Source organism: Pedobacter sp., assembly GCF_037719805.1.
In the GTDB taxonomy this organism is placed as follows: domain Bacteria; phylum Bacteroidota; class Bacteroidia; order Sphingobacteriales; family Sphingobacteriaceae; genus Pedobacter.
Window position 1 is genome coordinate 568495 of record NZ_JBBJLZ010000005.1, and the last position, 25548, is coordinate 594042.

Here is a 25548-nt window from a genome sequence, read left to right on the forward strand (position 1 = left end):
TCTTTAAATTACTACTGCAAATATAACTATTAAATACTAACTATTTTACTTGGCAATCCAGCCTTCAGGATTCTGCGCGTTCATTCCCCGTCTCACCTGAAACTGCAACTGAGGTGTCCCCTCATTATCTGCGACCGTTCCTATATTCTGTTTGGTGGTCACCTCGTCACCTTGAGAAACACTCACCGATTTTAAGTTCTGGTATACTGTAAAGTACTCCCCATGTTTAATCAATACGAAATATTTACCGAACTGGTTTCTTATCGTAGTAACTTTACCATTAAATACCGCACGAACGGTAGCACCTTCAGCGGTTTCAATGTTGACACCATCGTTAGTGTACGAAGCCTGGCCCTCCATATGGTTACCAAACCGTTCCGTAATAGAGCCCGCAGCAACTGGCCATGGCAGCGATCCACGATTGCTTTCAAATGCATTGGATAACTTAGCGGCCTCTGGTGTAGCATTCAAATAACCAGCGTTGGTTCTTGATTTTGCTGCCGCAACAGGCTTGCTTCCGGGCGTTGCATTTGCATTTGCAGCTGCCAGGCGCTCCTCAGCTTCCGCCTTCTTACGCTCAATCTCAATTTCCCGTGCAATTGCAGAGCGAATACTCCGATCTAATTGAACCTGCACCTTTCTTCTGGCAGCAATGTCTTTCTTATACTGACGCTCTTCCCTGCTAAACCTATTCAAAACTTTCGCCTGTTCAGTTTTACTTCTGCCAAGCTTAGTTCTTTCGTTCTCTTGCTCCTGTAACAAGCTGCTTTTCTGTCTTAAATTCTTGTCCAAAATCACGATCTTATAACTTAGATCCTTCTCTTTGCCTGTAATGTAGTCAGACTGCTTCCTTCTATAGTTGCTAAATTGTTGCAGATAAGTGATGCGCTTGTATGCCTGATTGAAATCACTGGCTGCAAAAATAAACATCATCTTATCATAGGCATTCCTGTTGCGCTGGGCAAACCTGATCATGCTTGCGTATTCTTTTCGCAGCTGTTCCAGTTGCTCTTTCAACGTATGCACCGTGTTCGTGTTCTCGTGAATCTGATTGTCAAGATTCTTCATCTCCGAGTTAATCACGCCGATCTTACTCTGCATCAACCGGATCTTGGCATTAAGAGAATTGATTTGACCTAGGGTAAGCTTTTTACTGCTTGCAGCGATATTGGCATTCTTCTGCAACAGATCAATCTCACGTTGTAATGCTTCTTTTTTCCTTTTCAACTCTGCGCTGCTTTGTGCCATTGCACCAGTGGCAAAGAAGATGATAAAAAGAAGTAACAGTAATTTAGATAGCTTCATCAATTGTAAAAGTATATAATCAGTTTACAAGTTCATAGTTCTTAGGTACACTAAAAGGAAAATCCAGGGGAATATTCCGGTCTACTTTAGTATAGTCCAGCTGCAAATTAACCCTTTTTGTTCCTGCCATTGAATTAATAGTTAAGCTGGAAGGGAACAAACCATCATTTGCCTGTTGGTAAGCCCCATAAGCCACCTTTAAAGCCTGGCCACTCTTTAAATCATTCAGGTTATTTTCACTAACCTTCATGATCTCATTAAACAATACCCTAAAAGCCAACGTTCCTTCTTCCCCACTAATGGTCCATGCTCCGTTCTGCTGTCTGATATCTGAAAGCTCAGTAGTAAAACTAGGTATCGTGTTACCAGCGAAAATAGCCTGCAGCATCTTGAAATTCACGTTCTTGCTGGTGTACTTGTACGCATAATTAAAAGGCTTCTTCAAATAAGTGCTTTGCAAATTGTTTCTTACCTTAATGCTATCTGGCGTAATCACGGCCCTTGCTACCTCAATACCAATAACGGCTGTGATACTCACCCAAATCTGCTTATCGCGCTCCATTCTGATGTTCATCGTAACGCCGTTCTTATTCCCTGCGAAGTCCAGGTTCGCTTTGGCTTTTATCGCCAGCGTATTGAACGTAATATCTTTCGCTTTCAAAAGCTTTATATTCTCAGCTTTGTTGCTGGTCACTTCCACCACTGGAGCAGGAGTCCCTGCAGGAGCAACTACCGCCTTCTTTGACTTACAGGCGCTTAAACCCATAACAGCCAACACTACTATCCACTTACTCTTACCCATCATCCTCATAAAATTCTTACTATTTCAATCCCTCGTATAGTTCCTTATAAACGGCGTTTTCTGTATCTAATTGCAAAGCCGCCTTAATTTGCACCAAGGCCTCTGCTCGTTGTCCGTTGCCCTTGTAAGCAAGTGCCCGGTAATAATATAGAATGCCCTGGTTCGGATACAATGCCAAAGCTTGATCCGCCGTCTGGATCGCATCTTTAAATGCATTGAGCTTAATCTGAATATTTAAAGTTTGCTCCCATACTTTATACAATTGCTCAGTGAGCTGCAGTACTCCCTGAAATTCTTTTAAAGCACCTTGCAAATCTCCCTGCTGATATAAAACCTCTGCGTAAACTCCTTTTACCGCAGCTACATCTGGATGGGTCTTAACCGCAATCTCCGCCAGGCCTCTCGCATCATTCATGCGTTGAACGTTCTTAGTCCCCGTAAACAGCATCATAATGATCTTAATTTTCTCTTCAGCAGGCATCGCCGGATTTGCAAAAGCTTTTTGCAAAGCAGCATTAGCCTCCACACTATTTTTCTGTGACTTATAAGCATCAGCGAGTGCCAGATCTACCTCAAAATTGTCCGGCTCTAATGCTTTTGCTTTCTTTAATTCGTCCAGGGCATCACCTTTAGACAATCGCTTACCTTCGCCATTTGTTTTGCCAGTCATCCGCTGCCTCGCTGCCGTAAGTTCTTCCGAAGACCCGAACTTCTTCTCCAGTTCATCATATCCTTTAGCCGCTTCTTCCGGTTTATCAGCAAGCAACCAGGCATTGGACCTGTCATAGAAATACGAATCATTACCAGGATCCAGTCGGATCAGTTCATTGAACACCGTGATCAGTGCATTCATATCGCCCTTACGCTTATACATTTCCACCAAAAACTTCCAGTACCAAACATTGTTGCTTTCTAATTCCGTGGCCCGCTTGATTGCGAGCTCCGCCTCCTGCATTTTGTTCTGACGGTAGTTCACTGTCGCCAACTCAAAGTAAACGGCAGCATTATTCGGGTCGATGACTAAAATCTTATTGAAACTCTCCGCAGCCTTTACATAATTCTCACTCAGCTTATCTTGTATGCCTGCAAAGAAAAGGGATTTTACAATCGCAGTATCCAGCCTTGCGTTCAGCTTAGTTTGGAGCAGCACATTAACTTGAGCAAACGCAGGCACAGCAAAGCAACATCCTAAAAATAGTAACAAACCCCTTTTCATCATTTCTATCAAACAAATACCATGCTGCTAAACGCTTACTTACCCGTGTGACCGTATCCTCCGGCTCCACGTGCGGTATCACTTAAACTATCGACTTCTTCCCAACCAATGGTCTCATGCTTAGCAATCACCATCTGCGCAATCCGGTCTCCGTCGTTCACTATAAAATCTACGTCAGATAAATTGACCAGCAAGACCTTAATTTCCCCCCGGTAATCCGCATCAATCGTCCCCGGAGAGTTAACAATACTAATCCCATGCTTATAAGCCAAACCACTTCTGGGGCGAATCTGAGCTTCAAAACCAACAGGCAACTCTATGTGTAAACCAGTTGGAACTAAAACACGTTGCAAAGGTTTAATTGTAATCTCAGTTTCCAGAAAAGCACGCATATCCATTCCTGCTGCATGAGCAGTCTCATACTGCGGCAAAGCATGCGTAGACTTATTTATTATTTTAACATTCATAACTTAAACTCAACACTATTTTTTTAACAACAATGCCCTCAGCTGATTCTTTTCAAAGAAGAAGACGCCAGCTATAAAAGCAATTAACAAGGCATTCCCAATATAAATATTCCTTTGGAATACCCAAAAAGAAAGGATGACCAACACGACAGAAACGATCAGATAAATAACAATTCGCTTCAAGTCATAGGGGATCGGATAATGTTTCTGACCAAGCACATAAGAAATAACCATCATCACAAAATAAGCTAGCATCGATACCCATGCAGATCCCATGTAACTATATCTTGGGATCAATAAAAAATTGAGTGAAATAGTAATCAGCGCACCAGCAAGAGAGATGTAAAGCCCATATCTGGTTTGATCAGACAACCGATACCATATCGATAGGTTCATATAAATTCCAAGGCAAACATATCCGAATAAAAGATAAGGTACCGCTGGCAAGCCAGCCCAATATTCTGCCACATGCGTTTTATCCCTGCTGATAAACCATTTTAGGATCTCGATATTAGCTACCAGTGCTACAAACAGTAACGCGAGCGCAATGACAAAATAGTAGAGAATGGTAGCATAGGTTTTCTTCGCATTTGCATTTTTTGCATAACTAAAAAAGAACGGTTCAGCACCTATTCTGAAGGCAGTTATAAAAATACTCATAAACACTGCAATTTTACACACCGCTCCATAAATACCAACTTCTCCATCTGCAATGGATTTAGGAAGTAACTCACTTAAAGCAATCTTATCAAGGTTCTCATTCACAATAAAGGAAAGATTAGCCACCAGTACCGGCCAGGAATAAGAAAACATTTTGGCAAATAATACTTTGTCAAACTTTAATTGAACCTGGGAAAACTCTGGAAGCAGCAAGATTAAAGTTAATGTGCTGGCTGCCAAATTGGACACGAATACATACCCTACCCATTTTACTTTATACCAGCTTTCGAACCATCCAGCCAAGGGCCAGTCATGCTTAAGAATGGCAGGTATAAGCAATATAAAGGTTAAGTTTAGTGCAACAAAGGTGCCTATATTTAAAAATTTAAGGAGGCTGTACTTGAAGGTTTTTTCCTCTGCTCTAAGCTTAGCAAAAGGAATTACACATATGGCATCAACATATAGGATACCAAGAAAGTACCGCACGTATAAACGGTAATCTGCAAATTGCGCCGGGTCGGCGGCCAGATATTTGGCTATGGCATCTGTAAAAACAAAACCCGTTAATAGAAATAGCGTAGCTACAAAAGCAATGGAAATAAATGAGTTGTTGTACACTTCCTGCTTTTTATCCTCGTGCTTGTTCAAATACCTAAAGAACGTGCTCTCCATACCGAAAGCCAAAACAGCATTAATTAGGGAAGCATAAGCGAACATCTTAGTGAGTACACCATAAGTCACCTTGGTATAGGCATTCGTATAGAATGGCGTTAAAATAAAACCAAGCAAGCGGGAAAGAACTGTGCTTATTCCATATATAGCTGTCTGACCAACGAATTTTTTTAATACAGACATCCTTACTTTTTCATAACTACAAAATCCTGAAAGTTCCTGAGTGCGCCTTCCTCTGCTGTACAACTTTCTATTTTCGCCCGATCTGGCCCTTCATTGCACCATTCTAAAAAAGAATCCAGGATCCAATCTTCGCCCTCAGCTTCGATGTAAACTGACCCATCTTTTTCATTTCTAACTAAACCCTTTATGCCTGACTGATCAGCAACATATTTGGTCGTCTCCCTAAATGTTACTCCTTGTACCTTACCGGTTATTTTTATGTTAAAATGCTTTTTGTTCATCATATAATTATTTCCTGCTTACCAGGTCATACGTCCTAAACGATCTTTTTCCATCAAAAACTCCTCCCAAATCGCATTTAAGATCTGAGCGGCAGGCTTGATTGCGGTCAGCATTGCTGAAACCTGTCCAATTTCTAATTCTCCTTCTTCGAGATCTCCTTCAAACATACCTAATTTTGCTCTTGACCTTCCCAAAAGTTTCATTAACTCTTCAGTCGAAGATCCATTCGCTTCAGCCTGCGCAACAGCATCAGAAAAGTTATTCTTTAATAACCTTACCGGAACCAGTTTTTTCAACCTCAGCTTGGTATCGCCTTCTGCTGCTGTTAAAATGCTTTCTTTGAAATACCGATGTGCAGACGATTCTTCCGCAACCGCGAAAGCAGAGCCAATTTGTACCGCATCAGCGCCCAATGCCATTGCTGCTAGCATGGCTCTTCCACCGCCAATTCCACCCGCTGCAATAACTGGGATATTCACTACATCCCTGATCATTGGTATCAGACACATGGTGGTGGTTTCCTCCCTTCCATTGTGGCCGCCGGCTTCAAATCCTTCTGCTACTATGGCGTCTACACCACTTTCCGCAGCCTTAAGTGCGAACTTAGTATTCGCTACTACGTGAACAACGACAATCCCCTGAGATTTGAGTCTGCTCGTCCATAGCGCCGGATTGCCTGCAGAGGTAAAAACAATGCCGACTTTTTCCTCCTCAATGATGCCAATAACTTCTTCGACCTTCGAATAAAGTAAAGGAAGATTTACAGCGAAGGGCAATGATGTCGCCGCCTTACACTTCTGAATATGGTGCCGCAAAATATCCGGCGACATTGATCCTGCGCCAATAATGCCCAACCCTCCGGCATTAGAAACCGCAGCTGCTAACTTCCAGCCGCTACACCAAACCATGCCAGCTTGAATAATGGGATATTGAATGCCGAAAAGTCTGGTGATGTCATTCATTTTAAAACAATCTTCTGATGAAATCCACTAAGCTAATCTTTCCATCTTTTTCTTTATAACTTAATAGATTGATCCCAGGTCTTTTACCAACTTCCAGGCTCCCGAAACGATCTTGAATGCCCATATATTCAGCACCATTCCATGTTCCCCACTTCAACAGTTCAGCCGCATCAATCTCAAAGTTCTTCTGAAGTGTCAACATTTCTTCAAAGACACTCAAGGTATCGTTACTTGCCAGGCTGTCTGTGCCCAGGGTAATCTTGGCTCCAGCTTCCATTAACATAGAGACGTCAGGCAACTTGTTTTCAATATAGAGATTCGCCTTAGGGCATAGGCACCAGTAAAGCTGCTTGTGTATGCCCTTAGCAAATGTAACATCCGCTTTAGAAGTATATGTGCTGTGCACTAAAAGTGTACGTTGCGCGTTCGAAAGTAAGGGCAGGTAGGTTTGAATGGAAGTCTTACCCGATGGCTTGAAGAATTCTATATCTAAGCCAAGCATAGCATATAGGTCCAAAAACCCACCTTTCTTTTCTATAAAGAACGCATTCTCATCCAAGGATTCTTGATTGTGTATACTAACGATGGCATCCTCCTCTTCTGCAGTTTCTTTCAAGGCGTTAAACAGTGGAGCCGAAACCGAGTAAGGCGCATGTGGGGTCAATGTAGCTGGTAAAGGTTTAAAATCATTCTGTAAGGACACTGCCCGTTCCATAATAGCACTAGCCGTTTCCGGGTTAAATCCAATCGTTTCCACAAATGTATGGTAGTAAATCAGACTATCCAGCTTTGTGGTTTGCGAGGCAATCTGGTTCGAAATATCCGCGACAGCCACTACTCCGCAGTCAAACATTTCCCTGTCTGCCCGCAACATAGCGCTGTCTAGCGCGTATTCATCTGCGACCCTAAGTTTTATAACTTCCTGCACAAAAGCAGGCAGCCCCTTATGCTTTGTAATCAGGCCTTTCAGGTTTGATAGCTCAAGATGGCAATGTGTATTTATAAAACCTGGAACGATAGCCCCCTCGTAATACTTGATGTCGATATCAGGCCTTAAGCTGGCTTCAACGGCGGTTAAGATCTCGATAATTGTCCCATCAGCATCCAGACCAAGAACACCATTTTCTATTGGCGGACCAATGATAGTATAAACTAAGGTGGCGGATATGTATGAAACCATATACAAAGAAAAGGTATTTCATCCAAAAAAAACAACGTTTGTTGAGTGACCTATTCCCGTGTAAATAAATACATTTGTAAAGCAACACTGAAACCTGAGCGTAATTTCTCAAAGACATTTTTTTCTATAATGAACCGCATCGACCGCCTTTTTGGAATCTTAGTCTTACTGCAAACCAGGAAGTATATTACTGCAGAAAAAATATCTGAACAATTTGAGATTAGCACCAGGACAGTGTACCGGGATATTAAAGCTTTATCAGAGCAAGGGATCCCTATAAGTTTTGAGCAGCCGAAAGGCTATTTTATTGTACAAGGCTATTTTTTACCACCGGTTTCTTTCAATACCGAAGAAGCAAACGCCTTGCTGATCATGGAGCGGGTTGTCTCAGGTTTTACGGATAAGTCCATCCAAAAGCATTATACAACTGCTTTAAACAAAGTAAAATCGGTATTGAAGACATCTCAAAAAGAGGTATTGGAGCTATTAAATGATAACATTAAGGTGCAACTTCACGATTCGATGAAGAATGAGTTTGAGCATCTGTCAATTTTACAAACGTCTATATCGTCTCAAAGCATTATAGAAATCATCTATATCGCACAGAGCGCAGAGAATAGTAAGCGTGAAGTTGAACCTATCGGATTGATATTTTATGCATTCAACTGGCACCTGATCGCGTGGTGCCACCTGCGCTTTGAATACCGGGATTTCCGTGTTTCCAGAATAGAAACGATCAGATGCTTAGAGACGCCCTTTCGAAAGGCCGACCATATGAAACTTAGTGATTACATGAAGTTCTTACCAGTGAACTATTAGTACTTTGGCTCGGGTTCTGCTTTAAGTGAGGCCGCCATGAGGCCACAGTGAAGCCACGGTGAGGCCGCCTTTTGCTAGAGAAAAGGCGGCCTCACCGTGTAATCATGTTATAATCACGGCGGCGTCACCCAAACCAGTTCTCGAACCCATCCCAAGTCATGCTCATGAAGAATATCTGGAAATAATAAATCACGCTGCCATAGGGTTGTCAGTCGCTACCATTTTCTTTGTGCTATAATTTAAAAAATATGAACAGAATCCAGATCTTTTTAACTGAAGCAGAAGAAGAAGCGCTTACTACCCGTAAAATGTTGGAACGCGTACCCGTTGAAAAATTCGACTGGCAGCCACATCCAAAGAGCATGACGCTTAAGAGACTAGCCACACATGTAGCGGAACTACCATCATGGATAGCAATGGCAATTGATACGGACGAACTGGATTTTGCAGACAATAGCTATCAGCCCACAGAAATCTTCAAAGTTGAGGAACTACTTGTGTATTTTGAAAACAACCTAAGAGATGCCCGAACTGTACTTGTCGATAAAAACGAGATTGTACTTAATGAGCCCTGGACGATGAGAAATGCAGACCAGATCTACAGTACAAGGTCCAAGGCAGAAGTCATCCGAATGAGCATTAGCCAAACGATTCATCACAGGGCACAATTAGGAGTATATCTCAGGTTGCTAAATATTCCGATACCGGGAAGTTATGGACCAAGTGCCGACGAGCCGACCTTCTAACTACATCCCCTTAAAACATTTTGATAATTTATTGGGGTATAATTGGTTTCTTTGTAAAATATTTCAATTATACCCCATACCATGGCTGAGTCTGACATCCGATTAAATAAATACATTAGTGAGAGCGGTCTGTGTTCGCGAAGAGCGGCAGACAGATACATAGAGCAGGGGAACGTATACATTAATGGGAAGAAGGCAAAAGTTGGCGACAAAGTAATTTTCGGGGATATAGTGACAGTGAATGGTCAGACTATCGAACCACAAGCTGCAGAAAACACTGTACTTATTGCTTACAATAAACCAGTTGGGATCACCAGTACTACTGAAGCGGGTGTAAAAAGCAACATAGTAGACCATGTCAACCATAGCGAAAGAGTATTTCCCATCGGTCGTTTAGATAAAGATTCTCAGGGACTGATCTTTCTGACTAATAATGGCGATTTGGTTAACAAGATACTCCGTGCGGGAAATAACCATGAAAAAGAGTACGTGGTGACTGTTAGCAAGCCACTCACAGATGCTTTTGTTGCCGGTATGGCTAAAGGTGTTCCTGTGCTTGGTGTGATGACTAAGAAATGCAAAGTGGTTAAAGAAGGCAATTTCAGCTTCAAAATCACATTAATTCAGGGCTTAAACCGACAAATAAGAAGGATGTGTGAGCATTTCGGCTTTGAGGTGACCAAGCTGGAACGTGTCCGGATTATGAACGTAAGTGTGAAAGGGATTCCTGTTGGCGAATGGAGAGAGCTTACTCCTGAAGAGCAAACCGATATTTATAACATGGTGGCTAAGTCCAGCTCATTAGAGGGTGCATCTGCAGCTCCTAAAAGAGTGGTTAAGAAAGTGAAGCCCTCTAAGTTTGAAGAGGATCTGATGGAAAACATTACGCCTAAACGGGCTTCAAGCAGGACTCCCGGCTTTAAAAGCGCTGCTGGATCTAGTAGAGGTGCATCTTCGGGAAGGTCATCAGCATCTGTAAGCAGAGCAGACAGACCAGTTGGTGGAAAAGGTAAAGCTGGTCCTAAACCTGCTGCCGGTGCAAGATCCGCATCATCGGGTAGCTCAAAATCAGCAACGGGAACCTCAGATTGGAACAAGACGGGCGGCCCTAGTAAAAGACCGGTTAAACCCGGCAATGGAAGATCTGGTGCACCGGGAGCAAAAACAAGAAGTCCTAAACGTTAGAACTTTTTTTGGTATCTTTGCGTTTAAATGCTTGCTACAAAGAAAATTGATATACGTGCGCTAGATTTACCGCAGCTGCAACAACACTTCGTTGGGATGAAGGAACCTTCTTACCGGGCTAAACAAGTGTACCAATGGCTCTGGGAAAAATCTGCCCGCTCATTTGAAGAAATGAGTAATTTATCAAAAGACTTAAGAGCTAAACTAGATGAGCAATATGCCATCAATGTTGTGGAAGTCAACAAATCTCAATTCAGCAACGACCATACGATTAAGAATGCTTTTCGCTTATATGACGGCAACATTGTAGAGGGTGTTTTAATCCCTTTGGAAGACCGTATGACGGCTTGTGTGAGCTCTCAGGTAGGTTGTAGTCTTACTTGTAAGTTCTGTGCAACGGGCTATATGGATCGCAAGAGGAATCTTAATGCAGATGAAATCTATGATCAGGTGGTATTGATCGATCAGCAGGCAAAGCTTAATTACAAAGTGCCCCTCACCAATATTGTGTACATGGGAATGGGTGAACCGCTGTTGAACTATGCCAATGTGATGAAGTCCATCGAGCGGATCACCGCACCGGATGGCTTAAACATGTCTTACAAAAGAATTACGGTATCAACTGCAGGGATTGCTAAAATGATCAAGAAGTTGGGTGATGATGGCGCTAAGTTTAACCTCGCACTTTCTTTACATGCTGCCAACGATAAGAAGAGAAACGAGATCATGCCGATTAACGAGGCAAATTCTTTAAAATCTCTGGAGGAAGCATTGAAATACTACTACTCTAAAACTAAGAATCCGGTTACCTACGAATACATTGTATTTAACAATTTCAACGATGAGATCGAAGATGCAATAGATCTTGCTAAATTTTGCAAGCACATCCCTTGCAAGGTTAACCTGATCGAGTATAATCCCATCCAGTTTGCTGACTTCATCAATGCAGAAGGCGATAAAATCGATGCCTTCTCTGCCTATTTGAAAGGACAGGGTGTGAATACAAACATCCGGAGAAGTCGAGGCAAAGACATTGATGCCGCTTGTGGTCAGCTCGCTGTGAAGGAGCAAAACTAACACTCCTATTATTTTTAAGTAGAGCTTGACGGATGCATCCGTTGAATCGCCTGTTTCAAGACTTTGTTGGTTTACTATACCCCAATCTTTGTGGCGGCTGTTTAAGGCCGATTTACTACGGAGAATCCAGTATCTGCACTTCCTGCCTGTTTGAAATCCCTTATACAGATGATCATTTGAATCCGGAGAACCGGGTGGCCAAGCAGTTTTGGGCAAGAATTCAGTTTGACGCCGCAATGTCGCTGCTACATTTCAAAAAAGGCTCCAGTGTACAAAGTATGCTTCATCAGTTGAAATATAAAGGAAAGAAAGAATTAGGTCAGCTTCTCGGAATAATGATCGCTGACAAACTGCTGTTATCTGAGCAGTACAAGGAAATCGACCTGATCATCCCGGTGCCTATGCATAAGAGAAAACTCCGCCAGAGAGGCTACAACCAAACCTTATGCATCGCTGAAGGCATTGCTCAGGTATTGGGCTGTCCCGTTAACCAGAACGCATTAGTGAAGGTGAAAGAAACGGCTACTCAAACGCATAAAGGCAGGCTTTCAAGAAATGAAAATATGAGCAAGGTATTTACAGTTATTGCAGCTCATGAGCTGACAGGGAAGCATATTTTACTGGTCGACGATGTGATCACTACCGGCGCAACAATCGAAGCTTGCGGCATTGAATTGTGGAATGCAGGAATCGGAAATTTAAGCATTGCGGCAGTTGCTTTTGCCGACTAAGTACTCTAAGTTTGTTTATGAGATTAATGGTTTCGTTTCTAGCGGTTTGCATTTTAGCATTTTCGGCCTGCCGCAAGAATGATGAAATCACAACATCCAGAGATGTCAGACTGTCTTTTTCCAGCGACACCGTTTTATTCGACACCGTCTTTACGGCAATAGGCTCTGTGAACAGGCGCATTAAAGTTTTTAATGCGCATCAAAAAGCGGTTAACATCAGCAATATCAGATTAGGTGGCGGTAAAAATTCCTTTTTCAGTCTGATCATTAACGGGGTTCCTGCTAACGAAAAGAGTAATATTGAGATTGGCGGGAAAGATTCTATAAGTATTTATGTAAAGGCGACTATCAATCCAAGCAATGTAAACCAGCCTTTTATAGTGGAAGATTCGGTAATGTTCAATACCAATGGCAACGCCCAATCAATCGCTCTGATCGCTTATGGGCAGAACGCGATATTTATCAATGAAGAAACGATCACCTCAAATACGACTTGGGAAGGCAGCCTACCTTACATTGTAAACAAATCAGTCACTGTAGCTGCGGGCACAACTTTAAACATCTCAGGAGGCACAAAAGTCTACTTTCACGGGGGTTCAGTAATGAACGTAAAAGGTACGCTTCGCGTTAATGGGACTGAGTACGATCCGGCTACGTTCTCCAGCGACCGCCTGGAGAACTACTATGAAAACGAGGCGGGACAATGGTTGGGAATCCGGTTCTTTGCGAGTAGCGTGAACAATAAAATCGAACACGCTACCATCAAGAACGCCGTGATCGGTGTTACCGCAGATTCATTAGCATCCGATGGAAGCACAAAACTATTACTGGTGAACAGCGTGATCAAAAACATGACTGTAGCAAGCTTTGTTGGCTATGGAACTAGTTTGAGCGGTTTCAACAACCTGTTTTACAACAGCGGGCAGTTTCTAATATATGGCGTTGGTGGGGGTCAATATAACTTGAAGCATAACACGTTCGCGGGCTACAACAACGAGTTTTCCAGACGAACTCCAGCGATATATTTCAGTGACTATTCCCATCTGTCCTACTCAGATCTTACTATTGAACTGGTGAACAATATTATTTGGGGAGTTCTGCCGGAGGAACTTCAAATAGAAAAGAAAACATCGGCGTTAGTGACCACCAATATTACCCATAATCTTATCAAAACAAGCTTACAGACCTATAGTAATCTGAATTTCCTCGGTACTGATCCTAAGTTTGTAGATCCCATTACTGGTAATTTCCGACTACAGCCGGGAAGCCCTGCTATAAAAAAGGGGGCAAATTTAAGTTCAGACCCCTTCTTTACCTCCTATCTGAAGAACGATATGCTAAATGTCTACAGAACATTACCTTCAACACCAGGTTGTTACGAGTAATAGATCGAAAAAGAAATATCTCCTGCAACATATGTGAAGTAATGTCGTTTATATTGATGAGAGCGTTAATTTAGATGGTAAGGGTCGATATTTCTTCATTGAGGTATCGGCCCTTTGCTTTTACAGATAAAAAACTTTTAATTGTTTGAATATTGAGATTAATTTCGTTCCTTTGATTCCGAGAGCGTTAATTTAGGGGTCGATAATTTCATGCAAATGATTTATTGGCCCTTTTTTATTGCACTAAAATCACGGTTATTTCGAGAGTTGCTGATAGATTACCTCTTTAATTTCATCAGGCTTAAAGGGTTTTAGCACATGTCCGTTCATCCCCGAGGCTTCAAATTTCTCATGATCGTCTTGAAGTGTCGAGGCCGTTAAGGCAATAATAGGAACCTTTTTGAAATAGTCGCCATCCAACTCTCTGATGATGCTGGTAGTTTCATAGCCGTCGATCCCGGGCATCTTGACATCCATAAAGATCAGGTCAAATTGCGTTTTCATCACCTTTTCAATTGCCTCATGGCCACTGCTTGCAAACTCCAGTACAAAGCCCATCTTACTTAAGATCCTGTTTGCAATGAGGATATTGATCTCATTGTCGTCTACCACCAGTATGGACTTACCTGCAAACGAAGAAGTCGACCGACCAGCCTGTACCGCATTGAAATCTGCAGACAACTTGTCAAATGCAATAATGAAAGAGAAAGTAGTTCCTTTTCCTTCTACACTCTCAACCGTAATGTCTGATTTATAAAGCTTCAGAAGCTTCTTGGTAATCGCCAGACCCAAGCCGGTGCCTCCGTATTTCCGGGCAATGTCGGTCTTCGCTTGTGTAAAGGTTTCAAAGATGTAGGAAAGTTTGTCTTCGGGAATTCCTATCCCAGTATCGCTTACTTTAAAAAGTATTTGCGCAGTAGCATCATTCTCCTGAGCCAGTTCGATATGTAGACTGACGTCACCCTGACTGGTAAACTTGAGGGCATTACCCAAAAGGTTCATCAGTATCTGATATAGTCTGGTTTTGTCTCCCAAGATTAATTCGGGAACGCCGCGGCTATGAAGCTTCAGTTGGTTGCCCCTCTTGGAAGCCGTCACCTGCATGGAGCTAATGATGTCTGTAGCCAGGGATTTAATGTCCATAGGCACAGATTCCAGCAGCAGGTGACCAGTTTCTATTTTCGTGAAATCAAGAATGTCGTTTATGATGTTCAAAAGATTCTCTGCAGAGAATTTCAAAATGTTCAGGTCATCAATCTGAGATACCTTGGGGTCGTTATCCAGCAACAGATGGGTCATTCCGATCACCGCGTTCAGGGGCGTTCTGATCTCATGACTCATCACAGATAGGAACATTTCCTTGGCTTCGCTCAATTGCAGAGCCTTCTCCTTTGATTCTACCAATTCCCGCTCCACTTGCTTGCGCTGAGTGATGTCGGTGATTAAATCGATCTGCCTGATCACCTGCCCCTTCTCGTCGACAACAGGCGTATTGGCTACAGATAGCCAAATTGACTTGCCACCTTTGGTATAGGCCTTAACCTCAATACTATAAGATTCATTGTTTTGAGCCTTGTTCCTTGATTCTGCAATCAAGTCCAACTGACTTTCTTCATTCGCGATAATATCTCCAAGTCTTTTCCCTTGAATTTCAGCAAGCGTATAGCCGATCAGCTTCTCCAAACTCTGATTTACCCAGGTTGTGTTACCTTCCCGATCGGACATGTTAACGCCGGTATCCGTTTTACTTGCCACGAGGGATAGCAGTTGCACCTCCTCTTCGGCCCTCTTCTTCTTCGTGATATCGATGATGATTTCTACCTCCATATCAACCTCCCCTTCATCGTTCAACACCACTGTATTGTAGATAGATAACCAGATTGGAGTTTTGTCTTTACGGTAGGAAAGTAGGTCGACAGTAAATGACTGGTGCAGACGGATCCTTTCCCTTGCTTTTGCAAGAACGTCGAGGTCTGTTTGGGGACCAATAATTAAGTCACCGAGGCGTTTCCCTTTAAGGTCGTCGACCGTATAACCAGTAATTTTTTCAAAAGCAGCATTTACCCAGGTGACGTGGTTATTCGCATCACTGATCACCACTGCGTTGTCTACCTTACTAGCGACAAAAGACAGTTTCATCAACTCACTTTCCACCCTTTTACTTTCTGTAATGTCGCGGCCATAGGTATACCAGCGACAATTCTTGGCGACCATATTCCAGCTCAGCCACCTGATCACACCAGTTTTGCTAACAATTCTGAAGTCAACCGTAAACTCTTTAAGATTATTCCTGAGGCCCTTTTCAATTACAGAGAGCAATCTGGATTGATCTTCGCCGTAGCAAAAACTCCACATACTTAAACCTGTAGCCTCCTCTGCCGAGTACTCGAGGATAGTTGTCACGGCATCATTAACAAAAAGGATTTTTCCCGTGCTATCCAGGATACAATGTATCTCAGGAGAAACCGTAGAGAGGTTGAGCAAATCTTCAAAACGAGTAGTTTTTGCTGCAAGGTCAATACTTTTTTTACGAAGCGTAAGGTGAGTTATAATTTCTCTGCCAAGTATTTTCAGCCCTTCTTTCTGCTCAGCGGTTAAAGATCCCGGCTTACTATCATAAACTCCGATGACACCCAGCTTGAAACCATGCTCATCAATAAGCGGTGCACCGGCATAAAAACGCACAAAAGGCGCAGCCAAAACGCTTGAATAGTTTGCGAACCGCTCGTCAAGCAGGGCATCTTTCACCTCCATTATCTCGTCGGACTGGATGGTAAAGTGGCTGAAAGAAACATCTCGTGGATGCGTATGACTAACCCCACCGACAATGGATTTGATAAAGAGCCGGTCTTCATCAACCATAGAGATCATTGCGTTGGGCACATTACAAACCAAGGCAGCCAGCTTAGCGATATTATTAAATGCGGCTTCTTCAGGAGTATCTAATATATCATACTGACGTAGTGCTTCAACGCGATCTTCTTCGTTGGCTGATGAATTATTCCTGCTTTTAGATAACATTAACTGCTTTATGGGCGCTTATGCCTACTTGTATAATGGAAATTTGCTAACCAATGCAATGACCTGTTCCTTAACTTGCTTTAAGTTACCCTCATCTTCAGGATTTGTAATCACCTGGTCAATCAGATCTACAATCTCTTGCATTTGTGCTTCTTTGAAACCTCTGGTTGTAATCGCAGCGGTACCTACACGAATACCTGATGTAACAAATGGGCTCTTATCATCAAAAGGAACCATGTTTTTGTTGACAGTAATATCGGCTTTTTCCAGCGCTTGTTCAGCGACTTTGCCAGTTATATTTTTATTACGTAAGTCTATCAGCATCAAATGGTTATCTGTTCCTCCAGAGATGATTCCATAACCCTTAGCCATAAAAGCTTTGGCCATTGCCTGTGCATTGGCCTTAACCTGAGTGATATAGGTCAGGTATTCATCACTTAAAGCTTCGCCAAAAGCGATCGCTTTTGCTGCAATGATGTGCTCTAAAGGACCACCCTGTGTTCCCGGGAAGACAGCCATATCCAATACAGATGACATCATTCTAACTTCCCCTTTTGGGGTCTTTAGTCCGAATGGGTTCTCAAAGTCCTGACCCATCATGATCATACCACCACGGGGACCTCTTAGTGTTTTATGTGTTGTTGTAGTTACAATATGACAATGTGGAAGCGGATCAGCTAACAAACCGCGGGCAATCATACCAGCAGGATGTGAAATATCTGCTAATACTAGTGCGCCGATCTTATCAGCAACACTTCTGATAAAGGCGTAATCCCATTCTCTGGAATAAGCAGAGGCACCACAAATGATTAGTTTAGGTTTTTCCGCAAGCGCAAGCTCCTCTAATTTCGCGTAGTCGATGAGGCCATCTTCTTTTTTAACTCCGTAGAATAACGGATGATATAATTTTCCAGAAAAGTTAACGGGTGAACCATGCGTTAGGTGACCGCCATGAGAAAGGTCAAAGCCCAGGATCTTATCACCAGGCTGGATAACAGCTAGCATCACTGCTGCATTTGCCTGCGCGCCAGAGTGTGGCTGCACATTTACCCAGGCCGCATTAAATAACTTTTTTGCACGTTCAATTGCGATAGTTTCTACTTCATCGACTATCTGACAACCGCCATAATATCTTTTACCTGGAAGCCCTTCAGCATATTTATTGGTCAAGCAAGAACCCGCAGCTTCCATTACCTGCTTACTTACAAAGTTTTCTGAAGCGATGAGTTCCAGACCGTTTTCCTGACGGTCCAATTCCCTGTCAATCAAATCAAAAATTAAAGTATCTCTAGTCATTTAGTGAAGTATATTTTTGTAAAATTAATGATTTTCCTTCTTAATTTAATAACAAAATAGCTTACTTTGTGGTTCTACTCGACAAAAAGCCTACATGGAAGAACTTACCGGTCCATTTTTACCTAACATCAATTTCCCTGCTGATCTTAAGCAGTACAAAGAAGAAGACCTGGAGCAGATAAGCCAGGAATTGCGCCAGTATATCATTGATGTGGTAAGTGTAAATGGAGGTCATTTCGGGGCCAGCCTTGGGGTAGTTGAGCTAACGGTAGCGTTGCATTATGCCTTAAATACACCGTACGACAGGTTAGTTTGGGACGTTGGCCATCAGGCTTATGGACACAAAATACTTACCGGCCGCAAGTCGGTTTTTCATACCAACAGAATCCTTAACGGTATTAGTGGTTTCCCAAAAATCAGTGAAAGTGAATACGACACTTTTGGTGTTGGCCACTCTTCCACTTCCATATCTGCGGCACTAGGAATGGCAGTTGCCTCTCATATCAAAGGAGAAGTAGACCGTCAGCATGTGGCTGTGATCGGTGATGGAGCGATGACAGCCGGACTTGCTTTCGAAGGACTAAATCACTCGGGCATTGAGGACTCCAACCTTCTGGTGATCTTGAATGACAACTGTATGTCGATCGACCCAAATGTTGGTGCTTTGAAGGAGTATTTGACCAGCATTACGATCTCTAAATCATACAACCGTTTTAGGGACGACATTTCAAGCGTACTGATTAAACTTTCAGAACTTGGTCCGAATGCACATAAATTCGTTAAGAAGATTGAAAAAAGCATAAAGGGTACTTTACTAAAACAAAGCAACCTTTTTGAAGCCTTAAACTTTAGATATTTCGGCCCGGTTGATGGACACGATGTGGTCAGACTGGCCCAAATCATTAAAGAATTGAAGGATATACCTGGACCTAAACTCTTGCATTGCGTAACTGTAAAAGGAAAAGGATTTGCACTGGCAGAAAAAGATCAAACGAAATGGCATGCGCCAGGTTTGTTCGATAAAATTACCGGAGAAATTAAGAAATCGCTAAGCGACAAGCCTAAGCCTCCAAGATACCAGGATGTATTTGGACATACCTTGGTTGAGCTTGCCGAAGAGAATCAGAAGATTGTAGGGATTACTCCTGCTATGCCTTCAGGCTCTTCTATGAACATCATGATGAAAGCCATGCCTTCACGTTCATTTGACGTAGGAATAGCTGAACAACATGCAGTTACATTTTCTGCAGGACTAGCAACACAGGGGCTTGTGCCTTTCTGTAACATCTACTCCAGCTTTATGCAAAGGGCTTATGATCAGGTGATCCATGATGTTGCCATTCAAAACTTGAATGTAGTCTTTTGTCTGGATCGTGCTGGATTGGCCGGCGCTGACGGTGCAACGCACCACGGTGCCTATGATCTTGCCTATATGCGTTGCATACCTAACATGATCGTCTCTGCGCCTATGAATGAAGAAGAGCTGCGCAATCTAATGTACACTGCACAGCAAGACAACATGGGCCCCTTTGTTATTCGCTACCCAAGAGGCCACGGGATGATGACCGATTGGAAACGTTCTTTCAAAACAATTGAAGTTGGAAAAGGACGCAAGATCTGTGATGGAGAAGACGTAGCTATTTTAACCATTGGTAATGTAGGTAATTTTGCTGTTCAAGCCTGCAAGGAACTGAACAGTGAGGGCATTCACCCAGCACATTACGACTTACGCTTTGTTAAGCCATTAGATGAAGCTTTATTGCACGATGTATGCAAACGCTATAAAACTGTTGTCACGGTAGAAGATGGTTGCCTGCAGGGCGGAATGGGGAGCGCTGTATTAGAGTTTATGGCAGACCATAACTACAAGGTTCAAGTGATCAGATTGGGTATCCCTGACGATTTTATAGAACATGGTGAGCAGGCAGAACTTTGGGCCTTGTGCAACTATGACACGAATGCAATTATCAATACTGTACGCAAAACAGCGGTTAGCAGAACAACGAAGATTTTGGCATCATAAAAAAACAGGGATAATCTTTCGACTATCCCTGCGCAATCAATATTCTGTTTATGCCCAAAGATTGCCCGGATAAGTACCTTCGTGCGTAAGTTTTTGTAATGCATCTTTAACTACTGGAGCATCTTCTTTAAAAGTTACCCCAAACCATTTTGCTTTAGTTGGAATCATCTTCACAACTCCAGTACCAGAGTTGATCAACGTATCAACTACCTCAGGAATAAGAAACTCTGCTTTTAGATCTGTATTTAAATTGGTATCGAGGAACTTGTAATATTCAGCTTCACTCCAGTTCACAAACGCAGGGGTGAAACAGAAAAAGTTCATACTCACTTTCGTGTCAAGTGGCAATTCTTTCTCTTCTTCGCCTTGCTTGGTGATCGCTTTACCATCTTGTTTAAAGATCTCTTTACGCTCAATAATTCCGGTGATGTTACCTTCTGCGTTCACACTGATTTCGCCTCTGGTGACAGAACCATTGTCGCTTAAAGTATTCCTGAGCTCATAGCCAAGGCTGGCATATTTCCCGTCTTCCGCGTTATTGGATAAAAAGTCATAAGCTAATTGAAATGCTTCATAACCATAAAAATCATCAGCGTTGATCACTGCAAATGGTCCGTCTAAAGCTTCTTTTGTACACAAAAGCGCATGTTGGGTACCGAAGGGTTTAGCTCTGTCAGCAGGAATTTCTCTGCCTCCACTAAACTTATCAAGACTCTGGTAAACGTAGTCCAACGTAATTTTACCTTGGAGCTTAGGCTCAATGGCTGCTTTGAAAGATTCTGCGAATTCTTCTCTGATGATGAAAATCACTTTACCGAAACCAGCTTTAATGGCATCATAAATTGAATATTCCATTATAGTCTCTCCGGATGGGCCAAACGATTCCGTTTGTTTGTTTCCACCATAACGACTAGCCATACCGGCTGCTAAAATTACTAATGAGGGCTTTATTCCTGCCATTTTTATGAGATTTAGGTTAACACGCTAAATATATGTGGTTTTGTGGACATATGATAGCACTTAAAAGATAAACAACAGGAACGTTCTCTTGTTTTTTAACAACAAGCTTCAAGAAGAGGAAGCTCTCTTATTTTCCTTAGATTGCAGCTTCTAAAGCAATAGCAAGTATTTACAATGTGCTGTTGGCACCATTGAAATGGTCAATAAGCTTTTTTGAACAATGAACCTGATACGTGAAATCACTCCACTTACCGAACACGACTGCTTTACTATATTTCCAAGGGTAAGCAAAAAAGTAGAAGTCCCGCTTCATCATCATGAAAGTCTGGAGCTTAATCTGATCATAAATGGTGGCGGAGCAAAACGAACGATCGGCGACCATACGGGCGACATAGAGAACCTGGAACTGGTCCTTCTGGGATCAAACCTGGCCCATGGCTGGTCTAACCACAAATGCAAAAGCACTGACATCAGAGAAGTTACCCTGCAATTTCATAAGGACCTGTTCGAGGAGAAGCTCTTGAAACGCAACCAGCTTTTGTCCATAGGAAATCTACTTGAGCAGTCAAAAAAGGGCATACTTTTCCCCAAGGAGACGATTGAGCGGATCTCACCAAGACTATTGAAGCTGAGTGATCAAGATGGCTTTGCGGCTCTTCTGGAATTCTTGTCTATTCTGCATGACCTTTCGATCTCCTCCGGCTACAAAATCTTATCAAACCCTATGGTTAAAGAGGATTCTAATAGTTATAGCAGACGAATTGAGAAAGTAATTGATTACATGAATGCCCATTACAGCGTGGAAGTTTCACTCAATGAAGTAGCCAAGCTTGCTGGCATGCCCGATGCATCATTCAGCCGTTTTATTAAGACTCGCACCGGCTACACGTTCATTGATAGCCTTAATGAGATCAGACTGCGCCATGTTACCAGAATGCTGATAGATACGCAGGAACCTATTTCAGACATCGCCTCTAAATGCGGCTTCAACAATCTAGCAAATTTCAACCGTACTTTTAAAAGCAAGAACGGCTGTACACCTAAAGAATTCAGGGAAAATTACAAGGAGAAAAGACTGTTTGTTTAGGTGACTATCTAGTCATTTCGTCAAGGCTAATTACATTATCTGCCTTGATTAGCGTGGTAATCTCTTCTCTGGTATTGAATTTAAAAGTTAGCTCCGACCAGCCCATGAAAAACGTCCATTTAGGTTGGGCCTTTAACAATTCTGAAGATGGAAGCTTTTGACACTCCCCTATCGCAATGGGCTTTCCGGCTCCTGCCTTGACCATGACATCATATTTCTCCCTACTGAAACCTGTTTTATCGTCGTAGATATCCAGGGCGGCGACGTCCCAGTACTTATTTCCTGGATTATAAGCTATGGCATCTTCTGCCAGCGTCGGAAAATCTTGAATGTCCCAAACCCAGATGAGGTTCGTTAACCCACGCTTTTTTACAAAATAATCATGAGTAAGCTGGTACAGTTTCCGCGTACCTAAAGCACCAGGTCTACCACCCCACCAGAAAACAGGTTGATTCATCTCATGAAGTGGTCGAAATAGCACCATTATCTTTCTATCTTTTAGTTGTTGAAGATAAGCAGCAACCTCGTCCATCATTCCCTTCCAGCGGCTGTTTATGACTGTACCGTCTTTTATCAGCTCCGCCCATTGCGCATCAGTCAACTTACTAAGCACTCCGTTCTTATCCCAGCCACAAGGCTGGACCAATGTAGGATTGCAAGCATGCCACATGATGTTGATGATCGCACCTTTACCAGCTTGCCTTATAGCCTCATCAATCATGCTTTGCCTGTTGGCGATGTTATCCTGCTGGAAAAGAAAGTCACCACTCCATAACGCGGGATACTTCCCGGTTTGTTTAAAAACTTCCTCGGTCCAGGCAGCAGGCTTCCGGTTAGGCTCTCTGTTGTGAATTCCAAACAGGCTTTGCTTACCAGAAATTCGGGAAAGCACTTTTAAAGGAGAAATCTTCGGCTGACTGCTCGCTGTAAAAGCCAGCATCAAAGTTATTAGGAGAACAGTACAATGCCTGGATTGAGAAGGCAGCTTACATTTGGTCATAGGAGATAAAGCTGAGAACTTAAAAAATCAGCTTGTGCAATTTATTGTTTTTCTTACAGAACTTGGAAGGAAGCCACAAATCAAAAAGTCCCGCTGAGCGAACTCAACGGGACTTGGTATATATTAAGCTAAAAATTAGATGCCTTTACAAGCTTCGATCAATAGAGACTTGTTGTATTGTGGGCTCTTAGTACCTAAGAAATCATTTTCACCAACAGTAATGGACATATCAGCTGTTGTGATAGGTCTGTTACCAACGGTTTTAACTGTATTTCCCCAATAAGCTCTGAAGTCATAGCTGGTTCCAACTTTCAATAAAGTAGTTTTAATGGATCCTTTAACTACAGTTCCTAGTAAAACATACTGAGAATCCGGAGCACCAACAGCTTTGTAATAAAGATCAAAGTTTGGAACAGTGATCTGGGCCTGAGGACATTTCACGTTTAATAACAGCGTTACCAAATCAACAGGTGTAGCTGGGCTCGGAAGCGTTACCGATAATGCCGCACCTGCACATGGATCAGTCATATTACCGGCAGCAATAACAGTAGTTCCTTGCTTAATAATATAGCTCACTGCAAAAGGAGGAAGTTTATCAAGTGATATGATTGTGCCATTGAATATTTGCTGAGATTCGTTGATAGCCACGCGTCTCGATCCATCTAAAGTGAGAACTTCAATACTTACTACAGTACTGTTTGTTCCCAACCAAGGTGCAATGAAAGTAATTTGAGGAGCTTTACACTTTCTTTTAGAGAAAACCTGACCCACAATAAACTTAGTCAAGTGATTAGTTGTAAAAGGAACGGCCAATTTGCCACTTCCGTCAACAACTACAGCAACATCAGTTTCATATTTGAACTGACCAGTTGATACCTGATAACTATATACCGATAGCATATCACCAGCTTTAATCGCTGTAGCAGATCCGTCTAATTTGAAAGTAGGATCTACTTGAATAGATACGTTAATTGGAGTACTGAATTGTTTAACTTCAACACCGCCAACATACATGGTAATGTCAGTAAAACCTGCAGGTGAGAAGAAAGCCTCACCAACTGTTCCATCTTTATCGACCACATTTGGAGCACTTAAGTCACCACCTGGGAATAACGAAACCAGAGCAGGATCACTTGCGTCAAAATTGATTGCCTGAGCAGTAAGCGCACCACCAGTCAAAACATTACCACTGGCATCTTTAAAAGTTGTACCTGCTGGAATGCTAATTGCAGTTGTTTGAGGAACAGCAGTTGTTGAAGGTGTAGAAAACGTGCTTGTAGTCGTTGTTGCTCCACCAGCACCTAAAGGAAAGTCTTTCACCACTACCGAAGTATAAGGCGTAGGAACAGTAGTTTTAACCATTGTAATTCCTTTGATATCCTGAGTGAACTGGCCAACCGCAATGGTCATTGGGATGTTTTTCTCTTCGTATCCAGGGATCTTCACAATCACGTTAAATGTAAGTGTTTTTGAAGCAGTTGGAATTTCTTTTGGATGAACACCCAAAGTAACTACTCCGTTTGGTGCGTAGATCTTTTTAGTTCCAGAAAAGTCATAGATACTACCTGCATCAGCACCAGTTACAGTTACGTCAATGTTACCAGGTAGCGCAGCGCCATTGGCGTCAGTAAGCTGTAAGCCAGCTTTGTAAGTAATCACTTGCGCATCGAACAACACGTTCACTTCATACGCAGGGTTACGGCAACCGTTTAAAAGGAATGCCACAACCAACAGGAAGCTTGATAATTTAGTAAAGTTTTTCATAAAAATTTGTTAAGTAGATTAAAGTCCAAAATTCAGATTAACCTGTAATACCGGCATGAAACGGTAGTAAGACATGTTTTTCTGTAGTTGTTGTGAATTGCTTGTGTTTTGTGATAAGTAATTGGTTCCAGTTAAAGTAGCATCAGGCTCACCCAGGTAATAAGCACCCAAAGCAAATCCAACATTAAACTTCTTTGCCGGGAATGCATTCTCAAAACCAAATCCAAGATAAGGAGCAACTTTTTTCCATTCCACTGATCCGTATAGCTGACCAAGATCTGTGCTCGGAATTAAAATATCACCATACTTGTAAGTGCCACGGTAGCTAACTACCACATCACCTTTCGCTTCCCAGAAGTAACCAGCACCTGCAGTTACAACTACTTTACGGGAAAGTCCAGATTCTTTAAGAAAGGGATGCCAGTCAAACATCAAGTGAGCATTTGCGAAGTTTACATCAAAGTCAACATCAGTAGGTTCAGAGCGTACTTTATATACACCTCCGCCGCTTATTGGTAGTATACTTGCCCCAACGCGAACGCCAAATTGAGGAGTAGGCGAAAATTTTACATCTAAACCAACGCCTTGAGTAGCGATAGTTGCGCTTAAAGTAACTTTGCTAGGGATAGTACCGTAAGTTGTAGCAGCGCTTTGTCCTTTTACCTGTGTAAAGAATGCTAAAAGGAGACAAAGACTTAAAATTGTAGTTGTTTTTTTCATAAATG

Annotated in this window: 22 protein-coding genes; 8 read left to right on the top strand and 14 right to left on the bottom strand. The window is 42.4% G+C overall.

Annotated elements, in window-relative coordinates; genetic code table 11:
• Nucleotides 1-45: 45 nt before the first annotated feature.
• From WKF66_RS18915 to WKF66_RS18950, 8 genes are read right to left on the bottom strand one after another with little or no spacing between them, the layout of a single operon-like run.
• Nucleotides 46-1305 carry a murein hydrolase activator EnvC family protein gene (locus WKF66_RS18915; protein ID WP_489676053.1) on the bottom strand — a complete coding sequence of 420 codons (1260 nt, stop codon included), beginning with the start codon at nucleotides 1303-1305 and terminating at the stop codon, nucleotides 46-48.
• A gap of 19 nt (nucleotides 1306-1324) precedes the next feature.
• The gene (gene lolB1 / locus WKF66_RS18920) at nucleotides 1325-2110 is read right to left on the bottom strand and encodes a lipoprotein insertase outer membrane protein LolB1 (RefSeq protein ID WP_489676054.1); all 786 of its coding nucleotides are present in this window, start codon (nucleotides 2108-2110) and stop codon (nucleotides 1325-1327) included.
• A 16-nt stretch (nucleotides 2111-2126) separates the two neighbouring features.
• Nucleotides 2127-3326: a tetratricopeptide repeat protein gene (locus WKF66_RS18925; RefSeq protein WP_489676055.1), complete on the bottom strand. Its 1200-nt coding sequence runs from the start codon at nucleotides 3324-3326 to the stop codon at nucleotides 2127-2129.
• Between the two features lie 32 nt (nucleotides 3327-3358).
• Nucleotides 3359-3790: a dUTP diphosphatase gene (gene dut / locus WKF66_RS18930; protein ID WP_489676056.1), complete on the bottom strand. Its 432-nt coding sequence runs from the start codon at nucleotides 3788-3790 to the stop codon at nucleotides 3359-3361.
• Nucleotides 3791-3805: 15 nt separating this feature from the next.
• A complete protein-coding gene (locus tag WKF66_RS18935; RefSeq protein WP_489676057.1) occupies nucleotides 3806-5305 on the bottom strand; it encodes a lipopolysaccharide biosynthesis protein in 1500 nt (499 codons plus the stop codon).
• A gap of 2 nt (nucleotides 5306-5307) precedes the next feature.
• Nucleotides 5308-5589 carry an acylphosphatase gene (locus tag WKF66_RS18940; protein ID WP_489676058.1) on the bottom strand — a complete coding sequence of 94 codons (282 nt, stop codon included), beginning with the start codon at nucleotides 5587-5589 and terminating at the stop codon, nucleotides 5308-5310.
• A 15-nt stretch (nucleotides 5590-5604) separates the two neighbouring features.
• Nucleotides 5605-6549 (bottom strand): NAD(P)H-dependent flavin oxidoreductase, encoded by a 945-nt coding sequence (locus tag WKF66_RS18945; protein WP_489676059.1) that lies wholly within the window; start codon nucleotides 6547-6549, stop codon nucleotides 5605-5607.
• 1 nt (nucleotide 6550) lies between these two features.
• Nucleotides 6551-7729 carry an amidohydrolase family protein gene (locus WKF66_RS18950; protein ID WP_489676060.1) on the bottom strand — a complete coding sequence of 393 codons (1179 nt, stop codon included), beginning with the start codon at nucleotides 7727-7729 and terminating at the stop codon, nucleotides 6551-6553.
• A gap of 129 nt (nucleotides 7730-7858) precedes the next feature.
• On the opposite strand from WKF66_RS18950, the gene WKF66_RS18955 reads away from it, so the two are divergent.
• The 6 genes from WKF66_RS18955 (at nucleotide 7859) to WKF66_RS18980 (ending at nucleotide 13672) form a co-directional block, all read left to right on the top strand.
• The gene (locus WKF66_RS18955; protein WP_489676061.1) at nucleotides 7859-8548 is read left to right on the top strand and encodes a helix-turn-helix transcriptional regulator; all 690 of its coding nucleotides are present in this window, start codon (nucleotides 7859-7861) and stop codon (nucleotides 8546-8548) included.
• A gap of 248 nt (nucleotides 8549-8796) precedes the next feature.
• Nucleotides 8797-9294, top strand: a complete 498-nt coding sequence (locus WKF66_RS18960; protein ID WP_489676062.1) for a DinB family protein — start codon at nucleotides 8797-8799, stop codon at nucleotides 9292-9294.
• An 81-nt stretch (nucleotides 9295-9375) separates the two neighbouring features.
• Nucleotides 9376-10479 (top strand): 23S rRNA pseudouridine(2604) synthase RluF, encoded by a 1104-nt coding sequence (gene rluF, locus WKF66_RS18965; RefSeq protein ID WP_489676063.1) that lies wholly within the window; start codon nucleotides 9376-9378, stop codon nucleotides 10477-10479.
• 27 nt (nucleotides 10480-10506) lie between these two features.
• Nucleotides 10507-11556 (top strand): dual-specificity RNA methyltransferase RlmN, encoded by a 1050-nt coding sequence (gene rlmN / locus WKF66_RS18970; protein ID WP_489676064.1) that lies wholly within the window; start codon nucleotides 10507-10509, stop codon nucleotides 11554-11556.
• A gap of 32 nt (nucleotides 11557-11588) precedes the next feature.
• A complete protein-coding gene (locus tag WKF66_RS18975; RefSeq protein WP_489676065.1) occupies nucleotides 11589-12287 on the top strand; it encodes a ComF family protein in 699 nt (232 codons plus the stop codon).
• 17 nt (nucleotides 12288-12304) lie between these two features.
• On the top strand, nucleotides 12305-13672 hold the full coding sequence (locus WKF66_RS18980) for a hypothetical protein (RefSeq protein WP_489676066.1): 1368 nt from the start codon (nucleotides 12305-12307) through the stop codon (nucleotides 13670-13672).
• A gap of 255 nt (nucleotides 13673-13927) precedes the next feature.
• On the opposite strand, the gene WKF66_RS18985 is transcribed toward WKF66_RS18980, so the two are convergent.
• Nucleotides 13928-16693, bottom strand: coding sequence for a PAS domain S-box protein (locus WKF66_RS18985; protein ID WP_489676067.1), 2766 nt, complete (start codon nucleotides 16691-16693; stop codon nucleotides 13928-13930).
• Between the two features lie 24 nt (nucleotides 16694-16717).
• Nucleotides 16718-17989 carry a serine hydroxymethyltransferase gene (gene glyA, locus WKF66_RS18990; RefSeq protein ID WP_489676068.1) on the bottom strand — a complete coding sequence of 424 codons (1272 nt, stop codon included), beginning with the start codon at nucleotides 17987-17989 and terminating at the stop codon, nucleotides 16718-16720.
• 94 nt (nucleotides 17990-18083) lie between these two features.
• Between glyA and dxs the strand changes: the two genes are divergently transcribed.
• The gene (dxs, locus tag WKF66_RS18995; protein ID WP_489676069.1) at nucleotides 18084-20012 is read left to right on the top strand and encodes a 1-deoxy-D-xylulose-5-phosphate synthase; all 1929 of its coding nucleotides are present in this window, start codon (nucleotides 18084-18086) and stop codon (nucleotides 20010-20012) included.
• Between the two features lie 48 nt (nucleotides 20013-20060).
• Here dxs and WKF66_RS19000 read toward each other — a convergent pair whose 3' ends face one another.
• On the bottom strand, nucleotides 20061-20972 hold the full coding sequence (locus WKF66_RS19000; protein ID WP_489676070.1) for a nucleotidyltransferase family protein: 912 nt from the start codon (nucleotides 20970-20972) through the stop codon (nucleotides 20061-20063).
• 220 nt (nucleotides 20973-21192) lie between these two features.
• On the opposite strand from WKF66_RS19000, the gene WKF66_RS19005 reads away from it, so the two are divergent.
• The gene (locus WKF66_RS19005; RefSeq protein WP_489676071.1) at nucleotides 21193-22059 is read left to right on the top strand and encodes an AraC family transcriptional regulator; all 867 of its coding nucleotides are present in this window, start codon (nucleotides 21193-21195) and stop codon (nucleotides 22057-22059) included.
• Nucleotides 22060-22063: 4 nt separating this feature from the next.
• Here the strand turns inward: WKF66_RS19005 and WKF66_RS19010 are convergent, their stop codons facing one another.
• The 3 genes from WKF66_RS19010 to WKF66_RS19020 all read right to left on the bottom strand — a co-directional run bounded on the left by WKF66_RS19010 (nucleotide 22064) and on the right by WKF66_RS19020 (nucleotide 25543).
• On the bottom strand, nucleotides 22064-22999 hold the full coding sequence (locus tag WKF66_RS19010) for a glycoside hydrolase family 26 protein (protein ID WP_489676072.1): 936 nt from the start codon (nucleotides 22997-22999) through the stop codon (nucleotides 22064-22066).
• A 195-nt stretch (nucleotides 23000-23194) separates the two neighbouring features.
• A complete protein-coding gene (locus tag WKF66_RS19015; RefSeq protein ID WP_489676073.1) occupies nucleotides 23195-24823 on the bottom strand; it encodes a hypothetical protein in 1629 nt (542 codons plus the stop codon).
• A gap of 18 nt (nucleotides 24824-24841) precedes the next feature.
• Nucleotides 24842-25543 (bottom strand): hypothetical protein, encoded by a 702-nt coding sequence (locus WKF66_RS19020; RefSeq protein WP_489676074.1) that lies wholly within the window; start codon nucleotides 25541-25543, stop codon nucleotides 24842-24844.
• Nucleotides 25544-25548: the final 5 nt, after the last annotated feature.

Excerpts from the sequence above, each read along its gene's own strand:
- WKF66_RS18955 (WP_489676061.1), top strand. The coding sequence starts at position 7,859 with ATGAACCGCATCGACCGCCTTTTTGGAATCTTAGTCTTACTGCAAACC.
- WKF66_RS19015 (WP_489676073.1), bottom strand. The coding sequence starts at position 24,823 with ATGAAAAACTTTACTAAATTATCAAGCTTCCTGTTGGTTGTGGCATTC.
- dxs (WP_489676069.1), top strand. The coding sequence starts at position 18,084 with ATGGAAGAACTTACCGGTCCATTTTTACCTAACATCAATTTCCCTGCT.
- WKF66_RS18915 (WP_489676053.1), bottom strand. The coding sequence starts at position 1,305 with ATGAAGCTATCTAAATTACTGTTACTTCTTTTTATCATCTTCTTTGCC.
- WKF66_RS19020 (WP_489676074.1), bottom strand. The coding sequence starts at position 25,543 with ATGAAAAAAACAACTACAATTTTAAGTCTTTGTCTCCTTTTAGCATTC.
- WKF66_RS18945 (WP_489676059.1), bottom strand. The coding sequence starts at position 6,549 with ATGAATGACATCACCAGACTTTTCGGCATTCAATATCCCATTATTCAA.
- WKF66_RS19010 (WP_489676072.1), bottom strand. The coding sequence starts at position 22,999 with ATGCTGGCTTTTACAGCGAGCAGTCAGCCGAAGATTTCTCCTTTAAAA.
- WKF66_RS19000 (WP_489676070.1), bottom strand. The coding sequence starts at position 20,972 with ATGGCAGGAATAAAGCCCTCATTAGTAATTTTAGCAGCCGGTATGGCT.
- rlmN (WP_489676064.1), top strand. The coding sequence starts at position 10,507 with ATGCTTGCTACAAAGAAAATTGATATACGTGCGCTAGATTTACCGCAG.
- dut (WP_489676056.1), bottom strand. The coding sequence starts at position 3,790 with ATGAATGTTAAAATAATAAATAAGTCTACGCATGCTTTGCCGCAGTAT.
- WKF66_RS18925 (WP_489676055.1), bottom strand. The coding sequence starts at position 3,326 with ATGATGAAAAGGGGTTTGTTACTATTTTTAGGATGTTGCTTTGCTGTG.
- rluF (WP_489676063.1), top strand. The coding sequence starts at position 9,376 with ATGGCTGAGTCTGACATCCGATTAAATAAATACATTAGTGAGAGCGGT.
- WKF66_RS18940 (WP_489676058.1), bottom strand. The coding sequence starts at position 5,589 with ATGATGAACAAAAAGCATTTTAACATAAAAATAACCGGTAAGGTACAA.
- WKF66_RS18975 (WP_489676065.1), top strand. The coding sequence starts at position 11,589 with ATGCATCCGTTGAATCGCCTGTTTCAAGACTTTGTTGGTTTACTATAC.
- WKF66_RS18950 (WP_489676060.1), bottom strand. The coding sequence starts at position 7,729 with ATGGTTTCATACATATCCGCCACCTTAGTTTATACTATCATTGGTCCG.
- WKF66_RS18985 (WP_489676067.1), bottom strand. The coding sequence starts at position 16,693 with ATGTTATCTAAAAGCAGGAATAATTCATCAGCCAACGAAGAAGATCGC.
- glyA (WP_489676068.1), bottom strand. The coding sequence starts at position 17,989 with ATGACTAGAGATACTTTAATTTTTGATTTGATTGACAGGGAATTGGAC.
- WKF66_RS19005 (WP_489676071.1), top strand. The coding sequence starts at position 21,193 with ATGAACCTGATACGTGAAATCACTCCACTTACCGAACACGACTGCTTT.
- WKF66_RS18935 (WP_489676057.1), bottom strand. The coding sequence starts at position 5,305 with ATGTCTGTATTAAAAAAATTCGTTGGTCAGACAGCTATATATGGAATA.
- WKF66_RS18960 (WP_489676062.1), top strand. The coding sequence starts at position 8,797 with ATGAACAGAATCCAGATCTTTTTAACTGAAGCAGAAGAAGAAGCGCTT.
- lolB1 (WP_489676054.1), bottom strand. The coding sequence starts at position 2,110 with ATGATGGGTAAGAGTAAGTGGATAGTAGTGTTGGCTGTTATGGGTTTA.
- WKF66_RS18980 (WP_489676066.1), top strand. The coding sequence starts at position 12,305 with ATGAGATTAATGGTTTCGTTTCTAGCGGTTTGCATTTTAGCATTTTCG.